Raw genomic sequence first — 16530 nt, 5'->3', positions numbered from 1 at the left:
ACTGGGGTGACAATAGGAACCGTCGTAGCAATAGAAACACCATTGCTTGGAAACGATTTCTACTATCGATGATGTGGAGTCGCCCTGTTACTTGCCAGTAGTCAGCGCCCGAGCGATGGCCGCCACAGCATCATCGACATTGTCGTTGACAACAACCTCATCGAATTCGTGCTGAGCATCCATTTCCACTCGCGCGGTTTCCAGGCGACGCTTGACTTGCGCCTCGGTTTCCGTGCCACGACCAGTGAGCCTGCTGACGAGAATCTCCCAGCTTGGCGGAGCCAAGAACAGCAGGTGAGCATTCGGCGCTACCTTACGGATGGAGCGGGCTCCCGCCAGATCCACCTCAACGAGTACCGGACGTCCCTCGGCGAGAGCTTTATCCACCGGGCCACGCGGCGTACCAGAACGCTGCAGACCACCGTGGATTTCAGCCCACTCGAGCATCTCTCCTGCATCAATATGCTGTTGGAACTTCTCCGGGGTCACGAAGAAATAGTCGCGGCCATCGACCTCACCCGGCCGTGCGGCGCGGGTGGTCATAGAAACGCTGAAGTACAGTCCGGGAACCTCGGCACGGAGCCGACTGACAACAGTGGATTTTCCCACACCGGCAGGGCCGGCGAGGACTACCAGCTGACCGTTTTCATTCCCGGCCACTGCGACTAGTCCTCCACTGCGTAGCCGAAGCGCTCCAGCAGAGCGCGACGCTGACGGTCACCCAGGCCACGCAGGCGGCGGGTCTGAGCAATCTCCAGGTCATTCATGATGTCCTGTGCCTTGACCTTGCCGACCTTCGGCAGAGCCTCGAGCAGAGCGGAGACCTTCATCTTGCCGATGATCTCGTTCTCGTCAGCCTGCTTGAGAACCTCTGGCAGGTCGATAGCGCCACGCTTCAGCTTGTCCTTGAGCTCTGCGCGTACCTTGCGGGCCTGAGCTGCCTTCTCGAGTGCTGCTGCACGCTGCTCCGGGGTCAACTGCGGAAGGGCCACGTGTTCCTCCGTAAAAATAGATTGGTTAGCTTCTTATTTACTTGCACGAGCCTCGCGTCCACCAAGGGCAGGCAACGACACCGTGCTTAACGATTGGAGACCGTACCGCACTTACCGGTTGTTGAGGCAAATGCTGACGGGGTGTCGATAAAAATGACACCAGGGCTTTATCCGCCCTACCTTTCGGTCGTGGTCAACCAACTCCGGCGATTGTAGCACCGTTTGCCCAGGAGAATGGAAATTGACCACGGTTTTTGTACGAAATCTTCCAGGAATCGTCACAGTAACTTGCCTATACCTACTCCGCCGCCACCTGAGGCTCATTAGGAAAATCTCGGCAGCTAGGTACGGAAGAAGCCCGCAGGGGCACCTGTTCTATGAGGTGCGCCCTGCGGGCTTCTGCCAAATCGTCGATTCGCTGCTAACTCTCGGATAGGAACGGAGCCGCAGCTTCAATAGTTGCGCGCCGCAGCGCAGCAGGATCAGGCCCAGCGGAGAGAATTGCACGCGAAATATTTGGCAGTGCAAGCCCCTTGGATTCCCCTGCCAGACGATCTACATCGGCCGGGGTTCCACCCTGAGCTCCCACACCGGGCATGAGAATGGGACCGCGCAGGTCACTGAGCACCGGGGCGTCGTCAAGCGTTGCGCCAACAACAACGCCGATGCTGCCCGCCTTTGCACCAGCGTCAATCTGGCGGGCATTAATAGCGGCTGCCTGGTTGACCATGGTCTGAGCCAAACTCTCACCCGAAACCGTCGCCTTCTGTACGGACGCACCTTCCGGATTGGACGTTGCGGCCAGCACGAACAGGCCGCGTCCGTTCTCCAACGCCAACGAAACCGCCGGATCAAGAGCACCGAACCCAAGGTACGGAGATACCGTCAGTGCGTCGGCGGCTAGCGGCGAGCTATCCGACAGCCAGGCATCAGCGTATGCAGCCATCGTCGAACCGATATCGCCCCGCTTGGCATCTGCAATCGACAGCGCACCGGCGTCCTTCAGATCCGCCAACGTCCGCTCCAGGACGGCAAAGCCCTTGGAACCGTAGGCTTCGAAGAACGCCACCTGGGGCTTGACGACGGCAACGATGTCACCGAACGCCTCGACGCATGTGGCGGCAAAACGCTCTAGACCGTCAGCCGAATGCGGCAACTGCCAGGCATCCAGCAGCCCCGGGTGCGGGTCGATGCCCACGCAGAGCCGACCGCGCTCGGCGACAACCTCGCTGAGGCGATCGCCGAAACCTTTGACTGTCCGCACTGCGGAACCTTCAGCCTTCGCGGTCATGTTAGGCCTGCTCCTGAGCAGCCAACTCTGCCGGGTGGAGTTCCTGCAGAGCCTTAACGCTCATCTCACCGTTGCGCAGTGCCAGAATGCCCTGCAGTGCGGCGACGGCCCCCTGAGCGGTGGTCACACAAGTTACGCCCTGGCTCACAGCAGCAGCGCGAATCTCATATCCGTCAGAGCGTGCGCCAGCAGAACCGGACGGGGTGTTGATAATGATGTCAACCTCACCGTCGCGAATCATGTCGACGATGTCGCGCTCGTCCGTCGGTGCTTCGGAATCAGTCGTACGCTTTGCGACGACCTCACACTCAACACCGTTGCGGCGCAGCATACCGGCCGTACCCTCCGTTGCCAGGATGCGGAATCCCATATCCGCCAGCGTGAGGATCGGGAAGACCAGAGTGCGCTTATCGCGGTTGGCCAGCGAGACGAAGATCGTGCCCTCGGTCGGCAGCTCACCGAAACCGGCCAGCTCGCCCTTGGCGAAAGCGGCACCAAAGTTGTCGGCCAGGCCCATGACTTCACCGGTGGACTTCATCTCCGGGCTCAGCAGGCTGTCGAGAGCGCGGCCCTCGAAGTCGCGGAAGCGGTTGAACGGCAGGACGGCTTCCTTAACCGCAATCGGAGCGTCAGCAGGCAGAGAGCCACCGTCGAAGTTGGACGGAATCATGCCCTCTTCGCGCAGTTCCGCGATAGTAGCGCCCATCATGACGCGGGACGCGGCCTTAGCCAGCGGAACTGAGGTTGCCTTGGAGACAAACGGTACGGTACGAGATGCACGCGGGTTGGCCTCGATGACGTAGAGCGTCTCGTCCTTGAGTGCGTACTGAACGTTCATCAGGCCCTTGACACCGATGCCGTGTGCCAGTGCCTTGGTGGATTCACGCACCTTGTCGATGATGCCTGCAGACAGAGTCATCGGAGGCAGCGCACACGCGGAGTCGCCGGAGTGAATACCGGCTTCCTCGATGTGCTCCATAACGCCGCCGAGGTAGACCTCTTCCCCATCACACAGTGCATCAACATCAATCTCGATGGCGCTGTCCAGGAAGCGGTCAACCAGTACCGGGTGCTCATTGGACAGCTCGGTAGCGCGGTTGATGTAGTCCTCCAGAGTGGCCTCATCGTAGACGATTTCCATGCCACGGCCGCCGAGGACGTAGGACGGACGGACCAGCACCGGGTAACCGATACCAGCGGCAACCTGGCGAGCTTCTGCGAAGGAGGTGGCGGTACCGAACTCCGGCGCCGGCAGCTTGGCCTCAGCCAGCACCTTGCCGAACTCACCGCGGTCCTCAGCCAGGTCGATTGCCTCTGGGCTAGTGCCGACAATCGGAACACCTGCGGCCTGCAGACGCTCCGCCAGGCCCAGCGGGGTCTGGCCACCGAGCTGAACAATGACGCCTGCGACCTTTCCGGACTGGCTCTCAGCGTGGTAGACCTCGAGGACATCCTCGAAAGTCAACGGCTCGAAGTAGAGGCGATCTGCGGTGTCGTAGTCGGTGGAAACCGTTTCCGGGTTGCAGTTGACCATGACGGTCTCGTACCCAACCCGGGAGAGCTCGAGCGCCGCGTGGACACAGGAGTAGTCGAACTCAATACCCTGGCCGATGCGGTTAGGACCGGAACCGAGGATGATGACCTTTTCCTTTTCGGTCTGCGGGGCGACCTCGGACTCAGCAGCCGGGTCCAGCTCGTATGCCGAGTAGTGGTACGGAGTCTGTGCTTCGAACTCGGCGGAGCAGGTATCGACAGTCTTGAATACGGGGTGGATGTTCAGGCGCCAGCGCAGCTCGCGCACGCCGTCTTCCCCGGCCAATTCCGGACGCAGCGCAGCAATCTGGGCGTCGGACAGTCCCCAGTACTTAGCCTCACGCAGCAGGTCGGAGGTCAGCACCGGAGCGTCGATAAGCTCCTTGCGGATATCCTGCAGGTTTTCCATCTCGGCGATAAACCACGGATCCAGGCCGGAAGCTTCGTGGATCTGCTCGATGGATGCACCCAAACGCTGAGCCAGCTCAACGTCGTAGATGCGGCCTTCAGTCGGACGCTTCAGATCCTCAAGGACAGCGTTGACATCGCTTGCGCGCTCACCTGCGAAGTCCTCATCCGGAACAGTCCAGAAACCAGCTGGCTTGTTCTCCAGCGAACGCATAACCTTACCGAGCGCGCCGATGTAGTTACGGCCGATAGCCATGGCCTCACCGACGGACTTCATGGTGGTGGTCAGCGTGTCGTCAGCACCTGGGAACTTCTCGAAAGCAAAGCGTGGAGCCTTGACAATCACGTAATCCTGCACCGGCTCAAACGCTGCCGGGGTTTCACCGGTGATGTCGTTGGTGATCTCATCGAGGGTGTAGCCGATAGCCAGCTTGGCAGCAATCTTTGCAATCGGGAAACCAGTTGCCTTGGAAGCAAGCGCCGACGAGCGGGAGACGCGCGGGTTCATCTCAATGGTGATGATGCGGCCGTCATTCGGGTTGATGGCGAACTGGATGTTACAGCCACCGGTGTCAACGCCGACCTCACGCAGAATTGCGATGCCCTGGTCACGCATGGTCTGGAACTCGCGGTCGGTCAGAGTCATCGACGGAGCGACAGTCACCGAGTCACCCGTGTGGACACCGAGGGCATCAACGTTTTCAATGGAGCAGACCACGACAACGTTGTCGTCGCCATCGCGCATGAGCTCGAGCTCAAATTCCTTCCAGCCGAGGATGGACTCCTCGATCAGAACATTGGCCTCGGGCGATGCGGCCAGGCCGCCACCTGCAATACGGTCGAGGTCTTCCTGGTTGAAGGCCAGACCGGAACCCAGACCGCCCATGGTGAACGACGGGCGAACAACGACCGGAAGACCGAGCTCTGCAACAGTCTCATGGACTTCTTCCATGTTGTGGCAGACGCGGGAACGAGCGGATTCGCCACCAATCTTGGCGACGATGTCCTTGAACATCTGGCGATCCTCACCGCGCTGAATGGCCGGAATATCAGCACCAATCAGCTCGACATTGTACTTCTCCAGAATGCCCTCGCGGTCCAGCTGAATAGCTGCGTTCAGTGCAGTCTGGCCACCGAGAGTTGCCAGGACAGCGTCAATCGGGTTGCCCTCTGCAGCTTCCTTGGCCAGGATCTTTTCGATGTACTTGGTTTCAATCGGCTCGATATAGGTGGAGTCTGCGAACTCCGGGTCAGTCATAATCGTTGCCGGGTTGGAGTTGACCAGCGTGACTCTCAGGCCCTCTTCGCGCAGCACGCGGCAAGCCTGGGTGCCGGAGTAGTCGAACTCGCAGGCCTGACCGATAACAATCGGGCCGGAGCCGATAACCAGTACGTGGTTGATGTCTGTACGACGTGGCATGGTGTTAGGTCCCTTAGCCCTTTCCTACTTGTTCGAGTTTCCGGTTGCGGACTTGTTGAAATCGACCTTCTGGATCAGCGCCAGGAAGTCATCAAAGAGAGAGTGCGCATCGTGCGGGCCGGCTGCGGACTCCGGGTGGTACTGCACAGAAAAGGCCATGCCGTTCTTCAGTGCGACACCTTCCACGACGTCGTCGTTAAGGCAGGTGTGCGTAACCTCTGCCTCGCCCCACGGGGTATCGAAACTCTCGCCGGCCTTGCCTTCAAGTGCGAAGCCGTGGTTCTGAGCGGTGATAAAAATACGGCCAGTGCGGTGGTCCTTCACCGGAACATTGACGCCGCGGTGACCGAAGACCAGCTTGTAGGTATTCAGGCCGAGTGCGCGGCCAAGAATCTGGTTACCGAAGCAGATACCGAATAGCGGCATGCCGTCATCGAGGGCAGCCTTGGCGACCGCAACCATTTCATCAGCAGTTGCCGGGTCACCCGGGCCGTTGGACAAGAAGACACCGTCCGGCTGGTATTCCTTCTTAATATCTTCGTACGGAGTGTTAGCCGGAACAACTACGACTTCCAGGCCACGCTTAGCCAGCTCACGCGGGGTGTTGGACTTGATGCCCAGGTCGTAGGCCACAACACGTGCCTTCTTCTCCCCCTGTGGTTCCACGACATAGGCCTCATCGGTGCTGACCTCGCGAGCCAGGTCCGCGCCCTTCATCGCAGGCTGAGCGCGAACGATTTCCACCAGCTTATCGACGGGCTGCTGTGCGTCCTCACCGGAAAAAATACCAGCGGCAATCGAGCCATTGTCGCGCAAATGGCGAACCAGCGCGCGGGTATCAATCTGGCGGATACCGATGATGCCCTGTGCCTTCAGTTCATCTTCCAAGCTGCGCTCCGAGCGCCAGTTGGAGGGAATGCGCGACAAATCGCGGATAATAAAGCCAGCTGCCCAAATCTTGTTTCCGCGGGACTCGTAGTCCTCATCGTTCCAACCGGTGTTGCCGATCTGTGGTGCGGTAGCCACAATCAGCTGGCGGTGGTAGGACGGGTCCGTCAGGGTTTCCTGGTAGCCCGTCATAGCGGTGGTAAAAACTGCCTCACCCAGGGTTGTACCGGTGGCGCCGAAACCGCGTCCGCGGAACACTCGGCCATCTGCCAATACCAGGACTGCCGCTGTAGCGGCCGCGGCCTGCGACTCGTTGCTCACGTTATTGCCTTTCAGTTGGGTAGCGTGCGAGGAATTTACATTAATCATACGGGACGCATGTGAATGTTTATGCGTTGACATGAATATTATCCAGCGACCTCTCCGTTAAGAGCGGTCACCTTACCGCGCAGCACGGTAGCTGCCACGGACACGGCCATCTCCATTTCCTCATATGGAGTGTTCTCAGACTTCGACGCCAGGTCTTCGCCGCGGACCGTCCACTTTTTGCCCGGGTCAACAACGGTCAGGTTGGCAGGCTCACCGACAGCAATCGGACGGCCGTGCCCCGGTAGCTTCACGATTTGAGCGGGACGCTCACTCATGACCTTGGCCAGCCAGCGCCAATCACAATCGCCCTTCAAAACGAATTCTTCGGCGATGATTGGCATCGAGGTCTCCAGACCAAGCATGCCGGGCTTAGCGTGCTCGAACTCGCAGCACTTTTCTTCAGAGCCGTGCGGAGCGTGGTCGGTAGCGACACAGTCAATGATCCCGTCAATCAGAGCCTGACGCAGAGCCAGGGTGTCGCGCTGCTCACGCAGCGGCGGATTGACGCGGTAGACGCCGTCGTAGGTCTCCAACTTCTCATCGGTGAGAATCAGGTGATGCGGGGTAACCTCGGCGGTCAGCGGAATATCATGCTCCTTTGCCCACTTGACCAGCTCAACCGTGCCTTCGGTGGAAGCGTGGCAGATGTGCATGCGTCCGCCGTAGTCGCGAGCCATAATGGCATCTCGGGCCACGATGGACTCCTCAGCTACGCGCGGCCACCCGGTCAGGCCGAGTCGTGCGGCGGTCGGACCTTCGTGAGCCGATGCATCTGCGGTCAGACGCGGATCTTCGCAGTGCTGCGCCAGCAATACGTCTTCGCCGCGGGCGTATTCAATCGCGCGGCGCATAATCAGCGGATTGTCAACGCACTTACCGTCATCGGAGAACATGCGTACCTTCGCCTGCGAGTCTGCCATCATGCCGAACTCAGTCAGCGTCTCGCCCTTCAGCCCCTTAGTAATGGATCCGACCGGGTGAACGTCGCAGAGGTTCAGCGCCTGGCCCTTGAGCCACACCGACTCAGCAATCGAGGGGTCATCGGTTACCGGCGCGGTATTGGCCATAGTGAACACTGCGGTGAAACCACCGCGTGCTGCGGCAGCGGAACCAGTGGCCAGGGTTTCCGTATCTTCACGACCCGGCTCCCGCAGGTGCACATGGATGTCAACCAGGCCTGGCAAGAGAACGAGGGAGTCGAACTCCAGGACCTCTACCCCGTCCTCGGCCGTGAGATTTTCTCCAATCTCAGCGATAACGCCATCTTCGATCAAGACGTCGACGTCTTCGCCTTCACCGTAGGGACGCACACCCTTCAGCAGCAGCTGTCCCCGTGCGGGTGCTGCCAATGGTCCTACCTCGGGGTACGAGGCTTCGTCATACTCATTGCGATTCGACATTTATGCCTGCCCTTCCAAGTTGGTGGAAACACCTGAGGTCAGCAGTGTGAAAAGAACTGCCATGCGGACGTGGACACCGTTGGCTACCTGCTGCAGCACGGCAGTGCGCGGCAAATCAGCGACGGCATCGTTAATTTCCATGCCACGAAGCATCGGGCCTGGGTGCATCACAATGCAGTCGTCGCGAAGCATCTTCTCGCGAGCCTTCGACAGCCCGTAGCGAGTGGCGTATTCGCGATGGGATGGGAAGAAGCCTCCGTTCATGCGCTCCTGCTGAACGCGGAGCATCATCACGGCATCAGCATCGCGGATCTCGTCTTCCATGCGGTAGGCAACACGCACCGGCCAGGTCTCGATGCCAAACGGCAGCAGCGTCGGTGGCGCGACGAACACGACCTCGGCGCCGAGCTTGCTCAGCAGATCGGCGTTAGAGCGAGCGACGCGAGAATGCAAAATATCGCCAACGATGACGACCTTGCGCCCCTCAATTCCACCGAGGCGCTGACGCAACGTCACCGCGTCCAGGAGAGCCTGCGTCGGGTGCTGGTGCTTTCCGTCACCCGCGTTGATGATCGATGGGCCGTTGCCAAATTCCTCAGTCCACTTGGCGATCAGCTGTGCCGCGCCCGACGATGGGTGCCTAACGACGATGGCATCGCCGCCGATAGCATCCAAAGTCAGCGCGGTGTCTTTCAGACTCTCGCCTTTCTTCACAGAGGAAGAGGAAGCCGAGATATTAATAACATCGGCGCTCATCCACTTACCCGCAGTCTCAAAAGAAGAGCGGGTACGCGTGGAATTCTCGTAAAAGAGGTTGTAAATAGTGCGGCCACGCAGGGTCGGCAGCTTCTTAATTTCCCGACCGCGGATGACCTCCTTGAAACGATCGGCCTCATCCATCAGGCCGACAATTTCATCCTTGGTCAAATCCGCAATGCTAATCAGGTGTTTCACTGTTCCTCCGCCCGGGTGAGAATAACCGCGTCACGGCCGTCAAGTGCCTCTACCAGCACATCGACGTCTTCGTCGCGGGAAGTTGGCAGATTCTTACCGACGTAATCGGCGCGAATTGGTAGTTGACGATGACCACGATCAACCAGCACTGCAAGCTGAATTACTCGTGGGCGACCGATGTCAGCAATAGCGTCGAGTGCGGCGCGAATCGTGCGACCTGAGAAGAGGACATCGTCTACGAGAACAACGGTGGTGCCGTCGATTCCGGAGTTTGGAATGTTCGTGGGCTGCAGGGCGCGGTGCGGGCCCTTGCGCAAGTCATCCCTGTACAGGGTGATATCAAGCGATCCAGTTTCCGGGCGAATGCCGGAGAACTGTTCAATCAAATCGGCTAGCTTCTCCGCCAGCGGTACGCCACCAGATGGAATGCCGAGGAGAACTACGCGCCCAGCATTTGGGCTATCCAGCGCAGTTTTTTCAATAATTTGGTGCGCGATGCGCGCGATGGTACGTGCAACTTCGTCTGCATTGAGCAGCTCGGTTGTTTGCGGCGTTCCTTCGCTCATCGTGACCTCCTTCCCCGCCTCTCAGTGCGGTCCGTTAAAGGATGTCTTGATTGTGGATATTTGATTATCAGTTTGCGTGACCCGCAACTACGGTCGCGGTGCAAACTTCCGCTGACCAGAATAGCACTCACACTTAAATTGCCTCTAAATGCAACAAAACTCCAAGCCCCCAAAAAAGGGACTTGGAGTTTCAGACAATCCGCGAGAACCGACTGTGATCGGCTCGCAGTGAGCCCGGCCGCTTTGATTGGCTAGGACCCGTTCTCGCTCTTAGCCACGTCTTCAGCCACCAGCTTGGCAATATCGCTCATGTCCAGGCCGGTAATCTTAGCCATCTCATCGGAGTCAGCCAGTGCCTTGTCAGCTTCCTCATTTGCAGCAGCCTGTGCCTGAATAGCCTCGTCGAACTGGGACTCGCCCACCGAAGTGCTAACAGCTGCTGCTGCCAGGCGTGCCTGGTCGGCAATCTTGGCCTCGGCATCGAGAACTGCGTTGATGTACGGTGCCGCCACATCAGTGGAGTATTCCGATGCCAGCTCAACGCCTTCCACCACGGCCACACGCGGAGGCACGTCGGAGTTGTAGAACAGCTCCCAGGTGGAAAGACGCAAAATAGCACGGTCGACTGCTGGTAGACGGCGCAGCGGCCACTCCTCCGTCAGGTACGAAGAAATCGTCGAGTCGATACCGATAATTTCCGCAGCTACACCGCGCACGATCTGCTCGGTGTACTCCGCAATTGGATTCACATCCAGATCGGGATTACGGACCATTTCCAGCCGCTCTTCAAGAAGCTTGACGACGTCGACGCCTCGCTGCTCGGCCTCAAATAGCAGATCTACCGCACGACGGCGCGCACGGTAGCGCGCGCCGTGGCGCTTGTAGTTAGGTTCGCGAACTTTCGCGGACTCCTGCGCATCCGGGGTCTCGACGGACTTGTGATCCTTTTCAGTCATGGATGTGTATGTATCGCTCTCAACAAAAGGGTGAACTAGATGAGGGAATTAGTGGTTGACGCGGGACAGGTAGGAGCCGTCACGGGTGTCGACCTTCAGTACGTCGCCGGTTTCGATGAACAGCGGCACCTGAATCTCAGCGCCAGTCTCCAAAGTTGCCGGCTTGGTGCCACCGGTGGAGCGGTCGCCCTGCAGACCCGGGTCGGTCTGCTCAACCTTCAGTTCAACCGAAACAGGCATTTCAGCGAAAAGAACGTTGCCCTCATGGAAGGACACCTGGCAGGTGGTTTCCGGAAGCAGGAACTTAGCACCCTCCGGCATCTGAGCGTCCAGGATGGAAATCTGGTCGTAGGTCTTGTCGTCCATGAAGACGTATCCTTCACCGTCGTGGTACAGGTACGTCATGTCGCGGCGGTCGACGGTAGCAGTCTCAATCTTGACGCCAGCGTTGAAAGTCTTGTCAACAACCTTGCCGGTCAGAACGTCCTTCAGCTTGGTGCGGACGAATGCCGGACCCTTACCTGGCTTGACGTGCTGGAACTCCACGATCTGCTGAAGCTTGTTGTCGTGCTTGATAACTAGACCGTTTTTAAAATCTGCGGTGGTAGCCAACTAAACTCTCCTGAAATTGTTAAAAAGCTCTCTGACGAAACCACGATACTCCGTATCTCATCGAGAGAAAAATAAAACGCCGTGATGTTAGGCTCGCGGTTTCGACAGCTGCGTAATAATTTCCGGCTCGGTGTCGGTGATAATCAACGTATCTTCGATGCGCACACCGCCGAACCCCGGCACATAAATACCAGGCTCGATGGTCAACGTCATGCCAGCTGCCAACTTCCCCTTGCCGGTGCGACCAGCAAATGGAGCCTCATGCACCTCAATACCGATTCCGTGGCCGGTGGAATGAACGAAGTGCTCCCCATAACCAGCCTTTTCAATAATGTCCCGGCATGCTGCGTCTACAGCCACAACATCAGCCCCTGGCACGGCCGCTTTTACGCCAGCCAGCTGGGCTTCCAGCACGACATTGTAAATCTCTCGGGCCTTCTCGTCTGCGAACTCCACCCCGGCAACAATCGCGCCGTCCAAATCTGACGACGTATTGTTCGAATCGTTTTCGCTTGACGACGTTCCCGCCTCACCGGCAAAGAGGGTACGTGTCATATCTGAGTTGTAGCCCCCGGCAAAGGCGCCAAAGTCAATAGTGACCAGGTCACCTGCCTCGATTACGCGATCTTCCGCTCCGTGGTGTGGCTTGGCGGAATTCGGGCCGCTCGCGACAATCGTGTCGAAGCTAGGCCGATCGGCGCCATGCATGCGCATGCGGTACTCCAACTCTGCGGCGACTTCGCGCTCCGTGCGGCCGGCGACCACGATGCCGTCGTGAAGCAAGTCCTCGAATGCGCGGACCGCGATGTCGGCGACGTGGCGCAGAGCGACGAGTTCCGTATCGGACTTGACCTCCCGCAGTTTAGAGACGACGCCCGTAGTCGATACCAGCTCGAGTGCCTGTGGCCGGGCATCCTCTAGCTCTTGGTAAGCGGCCATAGTGAGGAACTCAGATTCAACACCAAGACGCGAGATATCCAGCTTTCGGCATTGACCGACGAGTGCCACGCCGGTGTTGCGAGCGGTGAGTAACTCCACGTCCGGTGCCTGTTTGCCAGCCTGAACCGTATAGCGGCCGTCGGTGGAAAGCAGCGCTTCCCCACTGGCCGCAACAATCAAACCAGCATTCGAGCCGTGGAATCCCGTAAGCCAGCCAACATGCGTCGGGTCGACTGTGAGGAAACCGTCGCAGTCGTTGTCGGACAATGCGTCGATAAGAGCAGCTCGGCGGGCGGCGTAGTTCGTGGAGATATCTGTCATAGTGTCGTACTCACCCTTCTCAGTGCCATGGAATAGCCATCAGTTCCGCACCCGACGATAACGCCCGCGGCAAGCGCTGACAGGTACGAGTGGTGCCGAAACTCCTCCCGGGCGTGAATGTTTGAAATATGGACCTCGTGGAAGCCCGCACCGTCGGCAACTTCGGCAAGCGCGTCACGCAGGGCGACGGAGGTGTGTGTCAACCCTCCTGGATTGATAATGACTGGCCAACCGTAGTCGGCAGCTTCATGAACCCACTCGATGAGTTGACCTTCATAGTTGGATTGGCGGCAATCCACTACGACGCCAAGCTCCTTGGCTAGGGTGCGAAGTTCAGATTCGACATCGGCCAAAGTAGTGGCACCGTAAATTTCTGGCTGACGCTTGCCCAGACGATCGAGGTTCGGGCCGTTCAGAACAAGCACGGTCGGAATCGCCGTTGTGGCATCAGTTGCTGCGCGAAGAGAGGTCATGAGCGGGCTGACTCCTCCGATGCGGCGTACCCATTGTTGCAGAGCAGTTCGTATGCACGCTCGAGGTCATCCATTCCCGGGCCTTCAAGACGGGCTGTTTCACCGGGGTTTTCTAGAATAACGAATCGGATCGCACCGTCGCGGTTCTTCTTATCCCTGGTCATCGCATCGTAGAGCTCGGTAAAACGACCTGTCTGGTAGGTCGTTGGCAGACCAATGGACTCTAGGATGCGACGGTGGCGGTCTACGAGTTCCTGATCAATATGTCCGGTGATCTTGGCCAGCTCGGCAACATAAACCATGCCTACAGCTACGGCATGGCCATGGCGCCAGCGGTAGTTTTCAAAGTGCTCAACGGCATGACCGAAAGTGTGGCCATAGTTCAGGATCTCACGGAGGCCAGATTCCTTCAGATCCTCAGCGACCACGCGTGCCTTGACAGCAATCGCGCGCTCGACCAGTTCTGGCAGGTCACCGTCAACATCGAGGCAGGCCTGCGGGTTTGCCTCGTAAAGATCGAGAATCTTCGTGTCCGCGATAAAACCAGCCTTGATAATCTCTGCCGAGCCCGCAATCAGCTCGGCCTTCGGCAAGGTGCGCAGGACGTCAAGGTCACAAAACACCGCGGCAGGCTCGTGGAAAGCGCCGACCAGGTTCTTGCCGGCTGCAGTGTTGATACCGGTCTTACCGCCGACAGCCGCGTCGACCATGCCGAGCAGCGTCGTCGGGACCTGGATAACCTTCACTCCACGCATCCACGCGGCGGCGACGAATCCACCGAAGTCTGTAGCTGCACCGCCGCCAATCGCGATTACCGCGTCACGCCGGCCCAGACCGCGTTCACCAAAAGTGTCCCAAACTGTTTCAGCAACTGCGAGCGTCTTGCCCTCCTCCGCATCCGGAATCTGGATGCTAAAGGCGTCGACTCCTTTGTCTGCCAGAGCCTTGATGACGCCGAAGCTCAGCTCTTGAACGCTCCCCTGGTGAATTACCGCAACCTGGGAGGCAAAGGTAGCGGCCTCCGCAATCTGCTCGGTGAGTCCATGCCCCATGGTCACCGTGTACGGCGATGGGCCTTCAACACGGATTGTGCGGGTTGAGTTCATTGTCAGTCCCTAGTCGTTAGCGTAAGAAATGTATGGAGTTGCTGGTTATACGGCAGTGATTAGCTGCCGCCTTTTAAGAGTCGCCAGTTAAGCCTCGTCGCAGGTTTCATCGAGGTAACTGAGGATCTCGGCTACAACGCGCTGCGGGGAACGTTCGTCGGAACGCACCTTGAAAGTGGCTGCATCTTCGTAGAAAGCGCGGCGAGCCTCATAGAGCGCGCGGTAATGAGCCTCAGGATCATCCGCCTGGAGCACCGGGCGCGAATTGTTACCCGCTGTACGACGGACCCCCTCTGCAATGCTGATCTCGAGGTAGACGACGTTATGGTCTGCCAGCAGGTCACGGGTCGCCTGCGAAATCACGGCACCACCGCCAAGTGAGACGATCCCGTCGTGGGTCAGAGCCTCCGCCACGATCTGTTCCTCGATACGGCGGAATTCCGGCTCTCCCAGCTCGGAAAAGACTTCCCCACAAGTCTTGCCCATGCGCTGTTCAATCATCTCATCGGTATCGGTGAGTCTTGTGCTCAATGCACGAGACAGTCGACGACCGATGGTGGACTTTCCCGATCCGGGCGGTCCGACAAGGACAATAGTAGGAACGGACATTCCCCTCGTTTTACCCTTCTTCGTGTGCGCGACTGTGGCGCTATTTCCAATCAAGGCGACGTCGAGTCTGCTCCAAGTAGCCCTCAACGTTACGCTTGGTTTCCTCCAGGCTATCGCCGCCGAACTTTTCCATCACTGCACGCGCCAGTACCAGCGCGACCATTGCCTCTGCGACAACACCGCCGGCCGGGACCGCGCAGACATCAGAGCGCTGGTGGATTGCGGTAGCTGCATCGCCGCTGGCCATATCGACGGTCTTCAGCGCACGCGGAACGGTCGAAATTGGCTTCATCGCAGCACGCACAACGAGAGGTTGAGCATTAGTCATGCCACCCTCCAGGCCACCGGCGCGGTTAGTTTCCCGATCCACGCCGTCGTCGGTACGCACCATTTCATCGTGAGCCTCGGTGCCACGGCGACGGGCTTCCTCAAAACCGTCGCCGATCTCCACGCCCTTGACGGACTGAATTCCCATCAAGGCAGCCGCAAGCTGCGAATCCAGACGGGCATCACCGGAAATGTGCGATCCCAGACCCACCGGCAGACCGTGGACAACGACCTCGACGATGCCACCGAGGGTGTCGCCCTGCTTCTTGGCGGCCTTGATTTCGTCAATCATCGACTCCTCCGCAGCTGCGGAGAATGCACGCACTGGCGACTCGTCAATCTTGTCCTGATCAGCGAAGGTCGGCAGTGGCCCCTCGTAGGGCTCCGAACGACCGATGGAAATAACGTGGCTGACAACTTCCACACCGAGAGTCTCACGCAGAATTGAGCGTGCCACAACCGATGCCGCCACACGTGCTGCAGTCTCACGAGCCGATGAACGCTCCAGGATGTTTCGAGCATCGGTGTGGTTGTACTTCAGCATGCCGTTGAAATCGGCATGCCCCGGGCGCGGGCGGGTTAAGGTGGCGCCACGAGCTGTATCCAAAACAACTGGGTCAACTGGATCCGGGCTCATGACCTCAGTCCACTTGGGCCATTCGGAGTTGCCGACCATAATGCCAATCGGCGATCCCAGCGTCTCACCATGTCGAATGCCAGTCAGCAGGGTGACCTCATCAGCCTCAAACTTCATTCGCGCCCCGCGACCATAGCCGAGGCGGCGGCGTGCGAGGTGGCGTGATACGTCATCTGTAGTCAGGGGAAGTCCGGCTGGCGCGCCTTCTACGAGAGCGATAAGCGCTTTGCCGTGAGATTCACCCGCGGTAGTCCAACGAAGCATAGGTATCATAATGTCACGTTTGCCGTACTTCTTGTGCATTTGGGGGCATACAAGTTTCAAATATGCCCCAATTCATCGCCCCTGGTCTACCGCTTCAGGGGACTTGTAGGTACCCTCCGCTTATCCCCCACACAATGGCGGTTGCTGCAAGCATCGCAGGCCCATGAGGCACGCTCGCCGGTACAGGCGCTGTTTTTGCTTTACGACGGTCACCCCAGCCCCGCTTTCCCGCGGTGACTCCTGCCATGAGGAGAGTGAGTCCGGCAGCCAACAGAATTGCCACTGCAATCCAAATTGCTGTCGCCACTGGCTCGCCCGATACCAGACCGACACCGCCCCCGAGAATTGCTGCGAGCTTCACATCTCCAGCCCCCATAGAGCGTGGGTTGAAGATGAAGACTGCTACATAGAGGCCAAACCAGAGGCCTATTCCTGTTCCTATGGCTGCGACTGCACTGGCGAGAT

14 protein-coding genes and 2 pseudogenes are annotated in these 16530 nt (G+C 58.7%); all 16 read right to left on the bottom strand.

Translation table 11 applies throughout. The annotated features are described in order from the left end of the window. Positions 1 to 87: 87 nt before the first annotated feature. The gene (gene gmk / locus CRD20_RS10800; RefSeq protein WP_016422715.1) at positions 88 to 660 is read right to left on the bottom strand and encodes a guanylate kinase; all 573 of its coding nucleotides are present in this window, start codon (positions 658 to 660) and stop codon (positions 88 to 90) included. A gap of 5 nt (positions 661 to 665) precedes the next feature. Further along, the gene (gene mihF / locus CRD20_RS10795; RefSeq protein WP_016422714.1) at positions 666 to 992 is read right to left on the bottom strand and encodes an integration host factor, actinobacterial type; all 327 of its coding nucleotides are present in this window, start codon (positions 990 to 992) and stop codon (positions 666 to 668) included. 421 nt (positions 993 to 1413) lie between these two features. After that, complete coding sequence (gene pyrF, locus CRD20_RS10790; RefSeq protein ID WP_049172959.1) at positions 1414 to 2283, bottom strand: orotidine-5'-phosphate decarboxylase; 870 nt, start codon at positions 2281 to 2283, stop codon at positions 1414 to 1416. Position 2284: 1 nt separating this feature from the next. Next, positions 2285 to 5644, bottom strand: coding sequence for a carbamoyl-phosphate synthase large subunit (gene carB / locus CRD20_RS10785; RefSeq protein ID WP_070858626.1), 3360 nt, complete (start codon positions 5642 to 5644; stop codon positions 2285 to 2287). Between the two features lie 24 nt (positions 5645 to 5668). After that, a complete protein-coding gene (gene carA, locus CRD20_RS10780) occupies positions 5669 to 6901 on the bottom strand; it encodes a glutamine-hydrolyzing carbamoyl-phosphate synthase small subunit (RefSeq protein WP_255465687.1) in 1233 nt (410 codons plus the stop codon). Between the two features lie 38 nt (positions 6902 to 6939). Then, entirely contained in the window at positions 6940 to 8301 is a 1362-nt protein-coding gene (locus tag CRD20_RS10775; protein ID WP_016422710.1) for a dihydroorotase, read from the bottom strand. Next, entirely contained in the window at positions 8302 to 9255 is a 954-nt protein-coding gene (locus CRD20_RS10770) for an aspartate carbamoyltransferase catalytic subunit (protein WP_101687877.1), read from the bottom strand. Then, positions 9252 to 9821 (bottom strand): bifunctional pyr operon transcriptional regulator/uracil phosphoribosyltransferase PyrR, encoded by a 570-nt coding sequence (pyrR, locus tag CRD20_RS10765; RefSeq protein WP_016422708.1) that lies wholly within the window; start codon positions 9819 to 9821, stop codon positions 9252 to 9254. Before pyrR ends, CRD20_RS10770 begins: the two co-directional genes overlap by 4 nt. A 434-nt stretch (positions 9822 to 10255) precedes the next feature. Then, positions 10256 to 10777, bottom strand: a pseudogene (nusB, locus tag CRD20_RS10760) (transcription antitermination factor NusB); the annotation flags it as partial. A gap of 48 nt (positions 10778 to 10825) precedes the next feature. Beyond that, positions 10826 to 11389 carry an elongation factor P gene (gene efp / locus CRD20_RS10755; protein WP_016422706.1) on the bottom strand — a complete coding sequence of 188 codons (564 nt, stop codon included), beginning with the start codon at positions 11387 to 11389 and terminating at the stop codon, positions 10826 to 10828. Between the two features lie 87 nt (positions 11390 to 11476). Beyond that, positions 11477 to 12649: a Xaa-Pro peptidase family protein gene (locus CRD20_RS10750; protein ID WP_149420735.1), complete on the bottom strand. Its 1173-nt coding sequence runs from the start codon at positions 12647 to 12649 to the stop codon at positions 11477 to 11479. Further along, on the bottom strand, positions 12646 to 13122 hold the full coding sequence (gene aroQ / locus CRD20_RS10745) for a type II 3-dehydroquinate dehydratase (RefSeq protein WP_070438372.1): 477 nt from the start codon (positions 13120 to 13122) through the stop codon (positions 12646 to 12648). The genes CRD20_RS10750 and aroQ overlap by 4 nt, the downstream gene beginning before the upstream one ends. After that, positions 13119 to 14228, bottom strand: a complete 1110-nt coding sequence (aroB, locus tag CRD20_RS10740) for a 3-dehydroquinate synthase (RefSeq protein ID WP_149420736.1) — start codon at positions 14226 to 14228, stop codon at positions 13119 to 13121. The genes aroQ and aroB overlap by 4 nt, the downstream gene beginning before the upstream one ends. 87 nt (positions 14229 to 14315) lie before the next feature. Beyond that, on the bottom strand, positions 14316 to 14837 hold the full coding sequence (locus CRD20_RS10735; protein WP_048731844.1) for a shikimate kinase: 522 nt from the start codon (positions 14835 to 14837) through the stop codon (positions 14316 to 14318). 40 nt (positions 14838 to 14877) lie between these two features. After that, the gene (gene aroC / locus CRD20_RS10730; RefSeq protein ID WP_187400145.1) at positions 14878 to 16065 is read right to left on the bottom strand and encodes a chorismate synthase; all 1188 of its coding nucleotides are present in this window, start codon (positions 16063 to 16065) and stop codon (positions 14878 to 14880) included. Between the two features lie 94 nt (positions 16066 to 16159). After that, positions 16160 to 16530 (bottom strand): annotated as a pseudogene (locus tag CRD20_RS10725) (hypothetical protein); the annotation flags it as partial.

It is taken from the genome of Corynebacterium sp. LK33 (assembly GCF_014334955.1).
GTDB lineage: Bacteria > Actinomycetota > Actinomycetes > Mycobacteriales > Mycobacteriaceae > Corynebacterium > Corynebacterium jeikeium_D.
This window is presented reverse-complemented; position numbering and strand designations above follow the sequence as displayed.